This window comes from Chryseobacterium pennipullorum (assembly GCF_003384725.1).
Taxonomy (GTDB): domain Bacteria; phylum Bacteroidota; class Bacteroidia; order Flavobacteriales; family Weeksellaceae; genus Chryseobacterium; species Chryseobacterium pennipullorum.
The window spans coordinates 288,710-304,611 of record NZ_QNVV01000002.1 but is presented as its reverse complement, the minus strand read 5'-3'; the positions used below and the strand labels follow the sequence as shown (position 1 = coordinate 304,611).

Annotated in this window: 15 protein-coding genes; 11 read left to right on the top strand and 4 right to left on the bottom strand. The window is 34.6% G+C overall.

Going from position 1 to position 15,902, the window contains the following annotated elements; all coding sequences use genetic code 11:
- The first annotated feature begins 5 nt into the window (after nt 1–5).
- The 10 genes from DRF67_RS03775 (at nt 6) to DRF67_RS03730 (ending at nt 9,831) form a co-directional block, all read left to right on the top strand.
- Complete coding sequence (locus tag DRF67_RS03775) at nt 6–854, top strand: glycosyltransferase (RefSeq protein ID WP_115926794.1); 849 nt, start codon at nt 6–8, stop codon at nt 852–854.
- 11 nt (nt 855–865) lie between these two features.
- A complete protein-coding gene (locus tag DRF67_RS03770; RefSeq protein WP_115926792.1) occupies nt 866–1,765 on the top strand; it encodes a hypothetical protein in 900 nt (299 codons plus the stop codon).
- A gap of 2 nt (nt 1,766–1,767) precedes the next feature.
- Nucleotides 1,768–2,535: a glycosyltransferase gene (locus tag DRF67_RS03765; protein ID WP_228435728.1), complete on the top strand. Its 768-nt coding sequence runs from the start codon at nt 1,768–1,770 to the stop codon at nt 2,533–2,535.
- A gap of 68 nt (nt 2,536–2,603) precedes the next feature.
- Nucleotides 2,604–3,545, top strand: coding sequence for a sugar transferase (locus tag DRF67_RS03760; protein WP_115926788.1), 942 nt, complete (start codon nt 2,604–2,606; stop codon nt 3,543–3,545).
- 9 nt (nt 3,546–3,554) lie between these two features.
- On the top strand, nt 3,555–4,739 hold the full coding sequence (locus DRF67_RS03755) for a hypothetical protein (RefSeq protein WP_123912704.1): 1,185 nt from the start codon (nt 3,555–3,557) through the stop codon (nt 4,737–4,739).
- 38 nt (nt 4,740–4,777) lie between these two features.
- Entirely contained in the window at nt 4,778–5,323 is a 546-nt protein-coding gene (rfbC, locus tag DRF67_RS03750; RefSeq protein WP_115926784.1) for a dTDP-4-dehydrorhamnose 3,5-epimerase, read from the top strand.
- A gap of 94 nt (nt 5,324–5,417) precedes the next feature.
- Nucleotides 5,418–6,719, top strand: coding sequence for a 30S ribosomal protein S12 methylthiotransferase RimO (gene rimO, locus DRF67_RS03745; RefSeq protein WP_115926782.1), 1,302 nt, complete (start codon nt 5,418–5,420; stop codon nt 6,717–6,719).
- Between the two features lie 388 nt (nt 6,720–7,107).
- Entirely contained in the window at nt 7,108–7,725 is a 618-nt protein-coding gene (locus DRF67_RS03740; protein ID WP_123912703.1) for a hypothetical protein, read from the top strand.
- Between the two features lie 25 nt (nt 7,726–7,750).
- On the top strand, nt 7,751–8,509 hold the full coding sequence (locus DRF67_RS03735; protein WP_115926778.1) for a hypothetical protein: 759 nt from the start codon (nt 7,751–7,753) through the stop codon (nt 8,507–8,509).
- 950 nt (nt 8,510–9,459) lie between these two features.
- Nucleotides 9,460–9,831, top strand: a complete 372-nt coding sequence (locus DRF67_RS03730; protein ID WP_115926776.1) for a septal ring lytic transglycosylase RlpA family protein — start codon at nt 9,460–9,462, stop codon at nt 9,829–9,831.
- A gap of 63 nt (nt 9,832–9,894) precedes the next feature.
- Here the strand turns inward: DRF67_RS03730 and DRF67_RS03725 are convergent, their stop codons facing one another.
- The 4 genes from DRF67_RS03725 to DRF67_RS21705 form a co-directional block, all read right to left on the bottom strand.
- Nucleotides 9,895–10,659, bottom strand: coding sequence for an exodeoxyribonuclease III (locus DRF67_RS03725; RefSeq protein WP_115926774.1), 765 nt, complete (start codon nt 10,657–10,659; stop codon nt 9,895–9,897).
- Nucleotides 10,656–10,949 carry a YciI family protein gene (locus DRF67_RS03720; RefSeq protein WP_115926772.1) on the bottom strand — a complete coding sequence of 98 codons (294 nt, stop codon included), beginning with the start codon at nt 10,947–10,949 and terminating at the stop codon, nt 10,656–10,658. The genes DRF67_RS03725 and DRF67_RS03720 overlap by 4 nt, the downstream gene beginning before the upstream one ends.
- Before the next feature lie 112 nt (nt 10,950–11,061).
- Nucleotides 11,062–12,606, bottom strand: coding sequence for a T9SS response regulator signal transducer PorX (gene porX, locus DRF67_RS03715; protein ID WP_115926770.1), 1,545 nt, complete (start codon nt 12,604–12,606; stop codon nt 11,062–11,064).
- A gap of 131 nt (nt 12,607–12,737) precedes the next feature.
- A complete protein-coding gene (locus DRF67_RS21705; RefSeq protein ID WP_115926768.1) occupies nt 12,738–14,378 on the bottom strand; it encodes a S41 family peptidase in 1,641 nt (546 codons plus the stop codon).
- Between the two features lie 242 nt (nt 14,379–14,620).
- On the opposite strand from DRF67_RS21705, the gene DRF67_RS03705 reads away from it, so the two are divergent.
- Entirely contained in the window at nt 14,621–15,835 is a 1,215-nt protein-coding gene (locus DRF67_RS03705) for an HD domain-containing protein (RefSeq protein WP_115926766.1), read from the top strand.
- Nucleotides 15,836–15,902: the final 67 nt, after the last annotated feature.

Genomic DNA, 15,902 nt, shown 5'->3' with positions numbered 1-15,902 from the left:
TCGATATGGAAAATATCAGCAAAATTTTATTTATAATTGTTTTGTATAATGAGAAATTGATAGAAAGTTCAAGTTTTCAAACAATTACAAGTTCTGCTAAAGCCTTTGGTTTTAAAGATAAAGAACTTCACTTATATGTATATGATAATAGTCCTACAGGACAGGATAAACCGGATTCAAGTTTTTGGAATATAGAATATGTATCAGATACTCAAAATTCAGGATTGAGTATTGCTTATAATAAAGCAGCTGAGTTTGCTGAAAGAAAAGAACTTCAGTATATTTTTCTGATGGATCAGGATACGACTTTTCCAAGTGATACAATAAAAAAATATCATGAGAGTCTACAAAGAAATCCTTCTATTAAGATGTATGCTCCTATATTAAAAATAGAAAACGGGAAAATAATGTCGCCCTTTAGATGTTATATGAAATGGGGGAAGTTCCTGGATGTTGTAAAGCCTGGTATTTATGATTTAAAAAAAATAGCCCCTATAAATAGTGGACTTTGTGTAAACGTAAAGTCTTTTTTTGAAGTAGGTGGATATAATGAGAAAGTCAGAGTAGATGGTGCAGATTATCAATTTATAGAAAGATTTAAAAGAAGATATAAAGATTTTGAAGTTGTTGATGTAATTGGTCATCAGGCTTTTTCTATGTTTGAGAAAAACCCACAAAAGCTTATTTCAAGATATTCTATATTTTTACAGGATGTTAAAAACTTTGAAGAACATGAGTTTGGTGATCGTTTTTTTTATTCCATTTTGATTATTAAAAGAACATTACGTTTAACTTTTGATACCAAAAGTATAATGTTTATTAAGCTTCTCTTTAGAAAAATACTCATCAGATAAAATAGTCTCCCATGAAAACTTCTTCTTTGCGGTTTTATTCTTTAATATTTGCAGAACTCTGTTTTTTGCCAATACTTTTTTGCTGTAATTTTTTTTTAAATAAAATTTCATCAAAAGATTATTCTCCCAATAAGAAAAAGCGAAAATTAGTTCATGATAACAAAGTATACATTAATATACATGAATGGGGAGGTTATCCCTTAAAAAGAACCAAATCTGTAAGTAGTATTCCCCAATTTGAGTGTGGTCTTGAGTATCAATTACAAAGATTTAATAGTGCGAGAAAAAATATCCCTTTATTAATAAATATTACAATTTCTGACATTGAAAAGAGTCCGAATATTGATTACATAAAAAAGGATACTGATAATATTGATTCTGTAGATAATGGAGGTATGGATTTTTCTGGATACTCTTCGTTTTATGAGAAGATAAAGAATAAAGAAAATGCTTATGTAATTCTTTCCAATACTTCAGTTAATGCAATTCAGGAAGATTTTTTAGGTAGCCACATTAAGTATATGGAGGACCATCCTGAAGTGGGGATGCTGGGAGTATCCTATTGTACGAAAATTATACAAACCTTTGTACGGAATAACTTTACACCCCATTTGCAAAGTTTTTATATACTTACGACCATTGATGTTCTTAGAGAAGTTGTTAAGTTAAACGGAGGTTTTCCCGGTGTAGGAATCGACCACAAGCTGTTATTGATTCGTAAAGGAGAAATAAACCTCTCTACTCTTGTACTGAAACTCAACTATAATCTTGCAGTTGTACAGGAAAATGGAGAAGTGTATCAATTTGGGAGAAACAGTGTCCTAGATAATTCTTTCAACGCATGGAAACTTTATTTTGGAGATGTGAGACTAATTTCGAAAAAGCCTAATAGAATTAATCCGATCATATGACTATGAAAATTACTGGATGTATTGTTTTATATCAAAACAATAAGGAAATACTTAAAAAAGCTATAGATAGTTTTTTATCTACAGAATTAGATATTGTACTGTATCTTATTGATAACTCACCTACTAATGCTTTGAAGAGCATTGTAAATGATCAGAGAGTAGAATATATTTTTAATAATGCAAACCTGGGTTTTGGAAAGGCACATAATATAGGAATAGAAAGAAGTCTGGCGCTTAATGCAAATTATCATTTAGTGTTAAATCCCGACATTTACTTTGAAAAAACTGAAATTCCAAAAATGATCAGTTTCATGGAAGAGAATGAGAAAATTGGACATTTAATGCCTAAGATAAAATATCCCGATAATCGCATTCAGTATCTTTGTAAGAGAAATCCAACCCCATTTGATCTGTTTGCCAGACGTTTTATGCCAAAAGGGCTTCAAAAATATTTTAAAGACAGAATGGATAAATATGAATACAAAGATCATAGTTATGATGAAATAATTTATGATATCCCATATTTCTCCGGGTGTTTTATGCTTTTCAGAAACTCTATACTTAAAAGAGTAGGTGGATTTGATGAAAGAATCTTTATGTATATAGAAGATGCTGATATTACAAGAAGATTTTTGCAGGTATCCCATACGGTATATTTTCCCAAAGCAGAAGTTTATCACCATTATGGAAAAGGTTCTTACAAGAGTTTTAAATTAATGTTTTACAATTTACATGGTGCATTTATTTATTTTAAAAAATGGGGTTGGTAAAGAGTGTAGACCGTAAAAAAGCAATAAATTAGTATGATTATATTATAGGTCAATCAGATAAAAACAAGGTGAAAAAATATATAGATAAATATAAAAACAAAAGAAGGTGTCTTTTTGTAAATGTGAGTGAGGCTTCATTCAAATTGATTAATGGATATAAGCTTAATAAACTTTATAAACCGATTGTTTATTCTAATGAAAATAGCTTAAGAGGCATTAATGAATATGTTACAAAGCTAAATATAAAAACTGTAATTATTGATAATACAAAAGTAAATCATCTATCAGAAGCTGATATTATGACTTTAAGTACATTGAAGATAAAAGGATTTGAAGTTTTAGATGTGCAGCATTTTTATGAAATTTTAAACCGAAGGGTTTCGTTGGTTAAATTTAATCCAAATGAATATCATGTAGATGACATATTTTCAATCGGAATAAACCCTACACAAACAATTGCCAAGAGAATCATAGATTTGGTAGTAGCTGTTTTATGTATGCCTTTTGCTTTACCTCTTGTATTAATAGGAACGGTTCTTACAAAATTAACTTCAAAAGGAAATGTGTTTTTTACCCAGGAAAGAATAGGTGAAAATTCTAATCCATTTACTATTTATAAAATTAGAACAATGACGGATATTGTTCATCATGATGGATCAATAGAAAAAAGAATAACTTTGGTAGGAAAGTTCTTAAGGTTAACTAAAATTGATGAGCTCCCGCAATTAGCAAATGTTTTTAAAGGACAAATGAGTCTAATTGGACCACGTCCTGAACGCTACGAGTATGTGAAGGAGGCTGTAAATGAAAATGCATTTTTCAATTTAAGGCATCTTATCAAACCAGGACTTACCGGATGGGCGCAAGTACATTTACCAAAAGCAACGCCTAAAGATAATCTGAAGAAATTAGAGTTTGATCTGTATTATATAAAACATTATTCTGTTTTATTGGATTTTGAAATTATATTAAGAACAGTAAGAATAGTTCTTACCATGAACAGTAATTGAGAAAATGCTATGAAGAATTTTTTTATGTCTTTTTTAATGTTCTTTTTTGTTTCTGGTTATTGTCAGAAAATTCCTATTATAGGATATATGGGAGTACCTGAACAAAATATAAGTGTTGATAATTATAAGGTGATGAAAGATGCTGGCTTTAGTATTAGTTTAATGAATTTTTCTAATCTTAACAATGCTATAAACGCACTTGATACAGCTCAAAAAGCGGGAATACAGCTAATCCTTTTTTTTCCTCAACTGCACTCTGAGCCACAGATAAATATTCCTAAGATTAAAAATCACCCTGCCTTATATGGATACTTTATTGGTGATGAGCCCTTTCCATCTGACTTTAATAACTTTCTAAAATATATAGATATCATTAAAACTTACGATGATAGCCATAAGTTTTATATTAATTTGAATCCAATGTATGCTCCAAAAGAAAGATTTGATGGTGTAAATTACGAAGATTATATCTCACAGGCTATAAACAAATTACCTTTTTCTTTTGTATCATTTGATCATTATCCACTAGTGGGTAATAAAATAAGGAAAGAATTTTATGAAAATTTAGAAATAATAAATAGACAATCTCAAAAATATAATAAGCCATTTTGGGCATTTGCATGTTCTACAATACACTTCGACTATTTGAAACCGGAATTGGCCGGATTAAAATTACAGCAGTTCGGCAATTTGGTATATGGAGCTCAAGGATTACAATATTTTACATATTGGACAATGACATCTGATCCGAATTGGATAAAAGATAATTACTCTTATTCAATAGTTGACGACAAAGGCCAACCAACATCTACGTACAATATTGTTAAAATTATTAATGAACAAGTCCAACGCTTGGCATGGGTATTTGCAGGGGCTAAATCAGATGCTGTTTTTCATACTGGAAACAATATTCCTGCAGGTACAAAAAAATTAACTTCTCTACCAAAACATTTTTCTTCATTTTCCACCAAAGGACAAGATGCTCTGATTGCCTATATGTCGAATGGAGCCAAAGAATTTATTATTATTCAGAATAAATCTTTAAGTCAAGACTTAAATCTTACATATAAGCTGAATTTCTCGCTTGAAAAAGTCGAGAATAAATCAGGAAAAATTACTACACTTTTTTCTAAAAGGAAGTATAATGATATTATTTTGCCTGGAGATATACTTATCTTTGTTCGTGAAAAATAGAATTTGATCAGAATATTAATTTAATAGTTAATCAGTTAATGAAAATTAAAGAGACTCCACTAAAGGATTGTTACATTATAGAGCCTACCATTTTTGAAGATGAGCGAGGGTATTTCTTCGAAAAGTACAATGAAAAAAAATTTGAAGAATTGACCGGAATGAACGGTCATTTCGTTCAGGATAATATCTCTAAATCTTCATATGGAGTATTGCGAGGATTACACCTTCAGAAAGGAGAGCATGCACAGGCAAAACTGGTATCGTGTCTTGAAGGCAGTGTCTGGGATGTTGCTGTAGATCTTAGAGAAGATTCTCCAACTTTTGGGAAGTGGTTTGGGATTGAACTTACCGCCGAAAATAAACTTCAGCTGTATGTGCCAAGAGGATTTGGACATGGATTCTCAGTTTTGAGTACGGAAGCTGTATTTTCTTATAAATGTGACAACTTTTATAACAAGGAATCAGAAGGAAGTGTTAAGTTTAATGATCCGGATCTTAATGTCGATTGGAAAATTGATGAAAAAGATGCAGTGCTGTCAGAAAAAGACCAAAACGCTCCACGCTTTAAAGAAAAAAACTTTTAGAATACACGCTTGAAAACCACTTTTTTAAAGTGGTTTTCATTTTTTAATCTTTCTCTTCAATATTTCGTATCTTTGCAGACTCAAAATCAAAACGATGCGTACAAAATCTGTAGGGAAGAAGAAAATCAATGTAGTTACTCTTGGATGCTCCAAGAATGTATATGATTCTGAAGTATTAATGAGCCAGCTGAAAGCTAATGGCAAAGAAGTGGTTCATGAAGACCGTGGCGACATTGTGGTCATCAATACCTGTGGGTTTATTGATAATGCCAAAGAGGAATCTATCAATACGATCCTTGACTATGTAGAAGCTAAAAATAGAGGCGAAGTAGAAAAAGTATTTGTTACAGGTTGCCTTTCAGAAAGATACAAGCCGGATTTGGTAAGAGAAATTCCTGATGTGGACCAGTATTTCGGAACCAGAGATCTTCCTATCCTATTAAAACATCTGGGAGCGGATTACAAGCACGAATTGGTAGGGGAAAGACTGACAACGACCCCAAAGCATTACGCATACCTTAAAATCTCAGAAGGATGTGACAGACCATGTTCTTTCTGTGCTATTCCTCTAATGCGAGGTGGTCACATTTCAACACCTATCGAAAAATTAGTTTCTGAGGCCCAGAAATTAGCTAAAAAAGGAACAAAAGAATTGATTCTTATTGCGCAGGACCTTACGTATTACGGATTGGATCTTTACAAAAAACGCGCATTGGGAGATCTTTTAAAAGAATTGGTAAAAGTAGAAGGAGTGGAGTGGATCCGTCTTCATTACGCTTTCCCAAGTGGTTTCCCGGAAGATGTACTGGATATTATCCGTGAAGAACCTAAGGTTTGTAATTATATCGATATTCCGCTACAGCATATTAATTCTGATTTGCTGAAATCCATGAAAAGAGGAACCACTCACGAAAAAACGAATGCTCTTCTAGGAAAATTCAGAGAAAAAGTTCCGGATATGGCGATCAGGACTACGCTTATTGTGGGCTATCCGGGTGAGACAGAAGAACGTTTCCAGGAGCTTAAAGACTGGGTAAAAGAACAGAAATTTGACAGACTGGGATGCTTTACATACTCGCATGAAGAGAACACTAGTGCACACGTTCTGGAAGATGATATTCCGCAGGAAGTAAAAGAGGCGAGGGTAGAAGAGATCATGGAGCTCCAGTCCCAGGTCTCATGGGAGAAGAACCAAGAAAAAGTGGGGAAAATATTTAGGTGTATGTTTGACCGTAAAGAAGGAAACTACTTTATCGGAAGAACAGAATACGACTCACCGGATGTGGATAACACGGTGCTGGTCTCTGCAGAAGATACTTATATTTCTATTGGTGAATTTGCTGACGTTAAAATTACCTCAGCTGAAGAGTTCGATTTATACGGAGAATTAGTATAAATAAGCAAAATACTTATTAATCAAATAAAAAATAACTATAATTGTTCAAATTACGATTTGAACAATTATAGTTTTGGTACCTGTCATCATTGTACAGGTAGGTATATGTATTTGATTTTAAATGCGTTGTTGTTTGTGATAGTAAGATTTGCTTAATTTTTTTTTAAAACCATAAAAAATAAAAAATTATGTCTTAAATTTGCGGCATAAGCAGTACTGCAAATGATATGCTATCAATAAGTTATGTATTGAAAAACATATTAATGTGGTATTTTCTTTGAAATAATAAGAACAGGTTGAGATTTATATCTCTATTGTGAAAATTGATGAAAAATAATAATTAAAATCTTAAAAAAACATTATGAAAAAAATTTTATTAACAGCAGGGATGCTTGTTGGCTTTTCTGCATTTTCCCAGGCTCAGGAAGGGCGTGTAGGGATTAACACAACCAGACCAGCAGCCACTTTAGACGTAGTAGGTGATGCAGGGAATACTTCTAAGCCGGATGCATTACTGGTTCCTCGTATGACAAGAGCACAGCTAACTGCTAAGGATAATGCGTATGTTACAGACCAAAATGGAGCACTTGCATTCGTTACTACTATTGATGGTACTGCAAGTTCTAAAACTACCAATGTTACCACAGCAGGGTTTTATTACTATGATGCCCCATCTGCAACATGGAAAACATTAGGTGGCGGATCAGTTGCACCTACACTTCCAACTTTCAGAACTATTGCTTCCGGAACTACGGCAGCCATTCAAGAAAGTGATATTGGGAATTGTGTCATTCTGAATGCCCAAACAATTAGTACGGTAACTTTACCTGCCCCAACTTCTGCTATGGCTGGGAAGTCTGTTAAGATTTTTGAGGCTAGCGGAGCCGCAAACCCTACCATTTCAAGCTCTGATTATAAATCAACTGGTGCAGGGGTAATCGTTAATGCAACTGGTATTAGTTTAATTACTGATGGTATATCTTGGTTCAGTGACAGTCTTCAATAAGTTCCATTTTAAAAAAATACAGATTATGAAAAATTATTTTTATTCCAAACTAGGATTGGCCTGTACAATCTTTGCGTTTGCTATAGGTTCTAACACACAAGCTCAGATGAAAGCGAATCAGACTATTGCAAATGCTTCCATTAATAACAGTACTGCATTTTTAGATGCATCAAGTTCGGGTACATGGAACGCAAGTACTACCTTAGGTAAAGGGATGTTATTTCCAAGAACGGATTTAACCAAGCTGGTACTAACTAATAATGGAGGGTATTTGGCAGGGAATAATCCTAACAGATTTGATGGTATTATTGTTTATAATACCACAACAGGTACCACTCCAGGGACTGGATCTGGTATCGGAAATCAATCTGTTACTCCAGGGTTCTATTATTTCTCAAATCCAGGTACTCCCAATTCAGTAGCTACCGGTCAGTGGATTGCTGTAGGAGCTTCTCCAAAAGTAACGATTGGAACTGCTGAGACCATTACCAACACAATTGTAAATGTTAGCCCTGGTGTTGATAAGCAAGTATACGCGATCAAAGGAACATTTACTGCAAGCGGTACATCTACTACAGTTAGTATTCCTTCTCCTACAGGTATGACATCATTATATGGTATTACAATTTATAAAACGTCCGGTACAGGAAATAAAGTAGTCTACTCAAGAGATCTTTATTCTTATAATGTAGGAACTAACAATAATGCGGTTACGGGTTCACCAAGCATGTCTGTTGTGTATCCTGCCGATAATTATGATTATGTATTAGAATACATCAAATAATACGATTCTTTAAAAAGTATAGTAAAGCCATCGAAACTTGTTTCGTTGGCTTTTTTGTATCAAATTGAGCAGCGTAGCAGCAATTATTTAAATATGGATATATCATCTGTTGACATTAAAACAGAACTAAACTACTAATTTCTTAGCCATAAAAGTCCGCCTGGCTTTTATATTAATATGTGATGGAATTTAAGGGTCCCATACTTTAACCACGTTCTTTGAAATTCATTCGCATTATTCATATTCAATAGGGTCGGAGGTTTTTATTCATCAGAGCCATTGCAGTCAATAGCGATGAATACCCTATGAACCAAAAGGCCAGAAGGTACTGTCAATTGTATTAAATCTGAATGAATTGAGGAAAAGCGAAGGTTAACTATTTAAAATATAAGATGAGCAAAAGGTAGAGAATTAAGAATTTAATGGTACAGACGGTAGAAATTTGTGCAAGTTGTTGTGGAGCAACCAGACAAAATTGATACATGCCTTCCTGATATTTGACCAAGAATATATATTATTTATGGTGTGGTCTCCATAATCATCATTTTTAATACTCAAAAATGATGTTAAAATAATTGAAAAGTGAATATTAAATCGGCCTAAACCCTTTGTGGTAAGTGTTTTGCATTAGTCGAATCTCTTAAAGCTTTGAACTAAACTCCTTTGATTTTTAGTGTATATCCCGAATTTGTTCTTTTGCGTAATTTATTGATTGTTAGTTTTGTATATAATTGTTTTCAAAGAATTATGTATAGATTTGTTAAAAAAATTAACTTTTAATTTCTTTTTTTAACGTTTTTTAACGGTGTGAGTTAAAAAGCCTATCCATAAGCACTTACGCTGTATTTTAACATATTGTTAAGTTTTTGATAACTGTTTTTAACATATCCAGTAGGGAGTTATAAAGAATCCTGATACTTTTGCTCCGTCAAAACCAATAAAAGTTCAAAATGATGAAAAGATTCATTCTCGTAATCATAATGATGATTTCAACACTTGGTATTTATTCTTTCAAGAACAATGCCATAGATGCGAAAAAAACAAGTTATGCATCGTACTACCACGATAAGTTTAATGGTAGAAAAACAGCCAGCGGAGAGATCTTTGATAATTCAAAGTTCACTGCAGCAAATAGAACGCTTCCTTTTGGAACAAACGTTAAGGTAACAAACCTTAAGAATGGTAAAGAAGTAATAGTGAGAATTAATGACAGAGGGCCTTTCCATTCATCAAGATCTTTAGACATGTCTAAAGCAGCGTTCGATGAGATCGGAGAAATTAGTCATGGTACTATTCCGGTTGAATATGAAATTGTCGATTAATCTTATGATTTAAATTAAAAAAGCCAGCTGATTCAGCTGGCTTTTTGTTTCTGTGATATCATTTTACACATCCAGTTCCACTAAAGCAGGACAGTGGTCCGAGTGAACCGCTTCCTTTAAAATAACTGCTCGGGTGAGCTTTTCTTTCAGACCATAAGAGGTGAAATTATAATCCAATCTCCAGCCCTTATTTTTAGCCCTTGAATTTTGCCGGTAGCTCCACCAGGTATAATTGTCCGGTTCATTATTGAAAAATCTGAAACTGTCAATCAGCTCACATTCATTAATGAAGTTGGTCATCCATTCCCTCTCCATAGGAAGGAAGCCTGAAACATTTTTTAAGCGTACTGGATCATGAATATCAATAGCCTCATGGCAGATATTAAAGTCACCGGAGATGACTAGATTTGGAATTTCACTTTTAAGCGTTCTGATGTACGCTAAAAAATCATGACAGAACTGCATTTTAAACTCCAGTCGCTCAATATTAGAAGCCGAAGGTACATAGACGGAAATGACCGAATAGCCATCAAAATCGGCACGGATGATTCGTCCTTCATTATCATAGCTCTCAATACCGCAGCCGTACTCTACATGATTAGGTTTTATTTTGGAGGCAATTCCTACACCACTGTAGCCTTTTCTTACCGCTGAATGCCAAAAGCTATGGTATCCCAGTTTCTCCAGACTTTCAATGTCAATCTGGTCGTTTCCGGCCTTGCTTTCCTGAATGCAGATAATATCCGGGTCAGCCGTTTTGAGCCAGCCTAAGAAATCCTTTGTGAAAGCAGCCCTGATTCCGTTGACGTTGTATGTAATTAATCTCATGAGTCTTTTATAAAGAATTTAAAATTGTCGTTGTATTTTGAAGGTAAGAATTCTGTAATATCATAATCTGCTATCCCGTGGATGTAAAAAGGATCTTCTTTTATGATCCGCTTCACTTCATTCCGGGACATTGCATTACAGAGAATGATTCCTCCTGTTCTGGGTTCTTTCCTCCCTGAAGCGATAAAGTATCCTGAATTGTAATATGTATTCAGAAAATCATTATGCTTTGAAAGGTGCTGTTCTATGGCGTCAAGAGGAACCTTGTAGGTAAGTGAAACAATAAACATGTTTTATTTTTTACGAAGATATGAACTCTTACACACTATAAAAAAAGGAAGCGGAAAAAATCAATTGATTTTTTCCGCTTTAAACCCAAAATTAAATAAACTATGAAAAAAACTACTTGGGTTCTAAAATACTGATAGGAATAATACACTCTTCCAGTGATATTCCTCCATGCTGGTAAGTTTCTTTATAGTAATTTACGAAGTGATTATAGTTCTTCGGATAAGCCAGGAAAATATTGTTTTTAGCAAAAATATATTTCGAACTCAGATTCCCCTTAGGAAGGAAAAGTTTTTCCGGATTGGTAATTGCCCATACATCACTGTCGTCATAAGTTAAGCTTTTCCCTGTTTTATATCGGATATTGGTGGAAGTTTCCCTGTCACCAACCACTTTGCTTGGTTTTTTAACGTACACCGTTCCATGGTCTGTGGTAATCACCAGTTTATAGCCGTTTTCTGCCGCTGTTTTTATAATCTTCAGCAAAGACGAGTTTTCAAACCAGTTGAAAGTAAGAGATCGGAAGGTTTTGTCATCACGGATCAGCTGATCTACGATATGGTTGTCTGTTTTCGCGTGGGAAAGAATATCAATGAAGTTGTAGACGATCACCAGTAGGTCATTGTTTTTATGCTGGTTGAAATCATCATAGATCTTTCTTTCAAAATCGGCATTCAGTACTTTAAGATACTTCATAGATTTTGAACCTAAACCTATTCTCTTCATTTGGTCTTCCAGGAAGTCACGTTCAAATTCATTTTTGTTTCCCTCTTCATTATCATTGAACCATTTATCCGGAAAACGTTTCTCGATCTCAGAAGGCATTAATCCGGCAAAAAAAGAATTTCTTGCGTACTGTGTAGCAGTAGGCAGAATACTGTAATAATAATCTTCCGATATTTTATTGTAATATTTTGTAAACAATGGTTCTATCACTTTCCATTGGTCAAAACGAAGGTTGTCCACCATCAGCAAAAGAACCTTTTCCTTTTCCACTTCAGGCTTTACCTTCTCTTTGAAAAGCGTGTGGCTCATTAAAGGCTTGTCCGAATCAGTAAGCCAGTCTGCATAATTTTTTTCAATAAACTTGGCAAACTGAATATTGGCTTCTTCTTTTTGAGACTGTAAAAGATCCGCAAATTCATTATCAGCTACCTTATCGAACTTAATTTCCCAGCTCAGGATCTTTTTGTAGTATTCGGCCCATTCCTGGTAGGTTCTCAAATAAGAAAGCTCCATCGAAAGGTTTCTGAATTCCTGCTGGTATTGTAAAATCGTTTTTTGCTCCACCAAATTATCTTCCTGAAGATTTTTCTTTAATGAAAGCAGTATCTGGTTGGGATTTACAGGTTTTAAGATGTAGTCAGCAATCTGAGAACCGATCGCTTCCTCCATGATATGTTCTTCTTCACTTTTGGTGACCATCACTATTTTCAGGGAATTATCTTTTTCCTTGATCATAGGAATTGCCTCCAACCCCGAAATGCCGGGCATATTTTCATCAATTAATGTTAATGCAAATTTCTCCGAATCCATAAGCTCCAAAGCCTCGTTCACGTTATTCACAGGGGTCACCTGGTAACCTTTTTTTTCTAAAAATACGATATGAGGTTTGAGTAAATCTATTTCATCATCGATCCATAATATCTTTTCTGACATAATTTATTTTTTACATGATTATTGTATCAAAATGTTGACCAAATCCTTTTAAAATCTCACAAAATCGAAAGATTAAAAGTTAAATATTAGTTAAATGAAAATACGGTGTGGTTCTTTCATTTTTGTACCCATCAGTTGCCTGTATGGATATAGTCTAAAGCCCTTTCCAGAAGTTCATCGCGTTCTGCTTTAATTCCCTCCACTGTAGGTTTTACAAGGATATCAGGTATAATACCAATCCTTTGAGTCTCTTTACCTTCCGGATAGTAGGCCCCCAGGCCCGTGAACCGGGTATCAAGTCCTGCGAGTTTAAAACTAATGACATCACCGTTGGCCCCGGAAGTATGACTACCTATCACTTTTGATTTAGGATGTTGTTTGAGCATCATAACAGTAGTTTCTGCCTGGCTCTGGGTATTCTCATTCACTAAAACGATGACATTTCCTTTATAGTATTCAGGATTCTTTCTTCCTATGCTGTTTTTTCTGCTGTAAAATCTGCCTGGGTATTCGGGGGCAGGAAAAATAAACTGATAATAAACAGTCGGAGCCGGAAGTAGCAGCCTGCTCAGTGGTACAATTGTTTGTCTGGGATAATTCCTGAGATCAAAAATTATAGATTCCGTTGACTTTAGTTCCTTGTACATCGCATCCAGATCTTCCTTCTCTATGCTTCCCATATTGACGTAGCCGATTTTCTTTCCACCATCAATAAATTTCCATTTAGAAGAAGCCGGTATTTTTTTTGAGATAATATCTTTGGCGAGATAAGTTCTGGCTTTAATTTCTATATTTTGTCCGTCCCGTTCTACTTTCACCGAAATGGAATCGTTGTTGGTAAAGAGCAGCTTCGCTTTAAGTTTATTTACTTTGCCCCACGAATTAGAGGCAGGAATGTATTTCCCCAGACCATTGATGATTTGTGAGATGGTTTTTCCGTTGATGTCATAAATGACATCTCCGGTTTTTAAAGCTGATTTTTCATGAAGCCGGTTGCGGAGAGTTTTGGTAATCACAAGTTTACCTTCTGCATACAGATATTCTGCCGGAAGCCTTCTGTTACCATATAGACTTTTAGTGATGTGTGGTGAATTAAGATAGGCGTGGGAATCATCAGTTTTTGCCACCAGCTCTGCCAGACTAAGGTGATACGTTTCATCATTGTTGATCACCATAAACTTGGGAATCATCTCAGACAGAACATCGTTCCACTTTTGATCTGTCTGATATTTATAAGGAAAAAAATATTCGACATAATTCCAGTATCTGAATAATTCCAGCAATGCGATCTCTTTGGATGAAAACTTATACCCATACGGGTTCTCGTTCCTGAAATATATTTTTCTTCCGCTTATCCCAAAATAATGATGGGCTCCTACATGCCGGTTATCTTCAATATACCGAAGCTTTCTGGATACCTTATTATTCAGCAGATCCGAATCATCGATCCAGCTCAGATCAAAGTTTTTAAGGAAATAGATCTTCTGATCCGTTCCGGAACAGTCTTTACATTGGTCTATCTTTCCCAAATCGTCAATCCAGTCGGAATATAAACGGTTTAAGTCAGCCTTGTCTTCAATGCTTTTAAGTTCGCTGATCTTCTTAAAAAGCTGTCCGTCCCAATCAAGAGATCCATTGGCTACCTGTGGATGATAATATTTCAGGAACCCCCATATTCTGCATAAAGATTCCAGCTTTTGAGTTTCAGATAAAACTTGTGTGGAAAAAGGTAAACTAAACAGTAAAAGAATAAAAAGAAGGGGCTTTGTCATTAAGGTTATTGTGTTTTCTCTCAAAGATAATTTTTTAATGCGACAGATGCAAAAAAGTTAGCGTAAATCGATCAATTAGGGGGAAAATCTGCAACAGAACCGGAATCATTTTGGGCCCGGATTGAATTGAGATTGGTGAAAAATTTTCATAGGATATAAATTCAGCCTTATTTTTTAATGGTAAATTAATAAAAGTCTAAAATTTAAAATGCCTAACTTTGTTTACTAATACTGACATTTCAATGCAGAATAAGCTAAAAATCATTAACGATCCTGTTCACGGATTTATCAAAATTCCACATGAAATTTTATTTGACATCATTGAACATCCCTACTTTCAAAGATTAAGAAGAATCGGGCAGACGGGTCTTTTGAATCTTATTTTTCCTGGAGCTACCCACACGAGATTTCATCATGCCCTGGGGGCAATGCATCTTATGTTTACGGCCCTGGAGACCCTGAAGCAGAAAGGAGTTAAAATTTCGGAGGAAGAAGAAAAAGGAGCTATGCTGGCAATTCTTATGCACGATATTGGTCATGGACCATTTTCCCATGCATTGGAAAGCATGCTGATGGATGACTGGCACCATGAAAACCTTTCCCTGTTACTGATGAATAAACTGAACGAGGAATTTGGCGGACAGCTATCTGTAGCTATTGAAATGTTTCAGGGAAAATACCATAGAAAATTTTTCAACCAGCTGATTTCATCCCAGCTTGATGTCGACAGACTGGATTATCTTAAGCGGGACAGTTTTTTTACCGGAGTATCAGAAGGAAATATTAATACACAAAGAATTATTTCCATGATGAATGTCTGCGAAGAAGGTGAACTGGTGATTGATGCCAAAGGAATCTATTCTATTGAAAATTTCCTGACGGCCAGAATGTTTATGTATTGGCAGGTATATTACCATAAAACGTCTGCCCTTGCAGAATTTCTGTTGGTTAAAATACTCGAAAGAGCAAAATACCTGATTTCACAGGGGACCGACCTTCCGGCAACTGATCACCTCAAGTATTTTTTATACCGCGGAAAAAGTATGGCAACGGATGAAGATATAGAACGGTTTACACAGCTCGACGATAATGATGTCATTCAGGCAATGAAAGAATGGCAGAATTCAGACGATTTTGTAATGTCCTACTGGTGTAAATGTGTCATCCAGAGAAATCTTCCCAAAACGATTATCTCATCACATCCTTTCGGTGCCGAAATAATTGAAGAAAAAATAAAAAAGACCAATGAATTTTTTGGAATCAGCAATGGAGATGCGCTGGTATATGAGATTAAAAGAAAACTTTTGCCTTATCACGCTGAAAAACAACCCATCTATCTGTTGCATAAAAATGGGAATAGAACCAGGCTTCATGAGTCCGAAGATCAGCTTTTATCAGAATTAATGGTGAATAAAACCACCCGCTATATCCTTATGTTTCCAAGAGATATCGAGTAATAAGATTCTTAAATAATATTAAAATTTACGATCTCAAATCAAAAAATGTTTGCAAATTATAGAATTT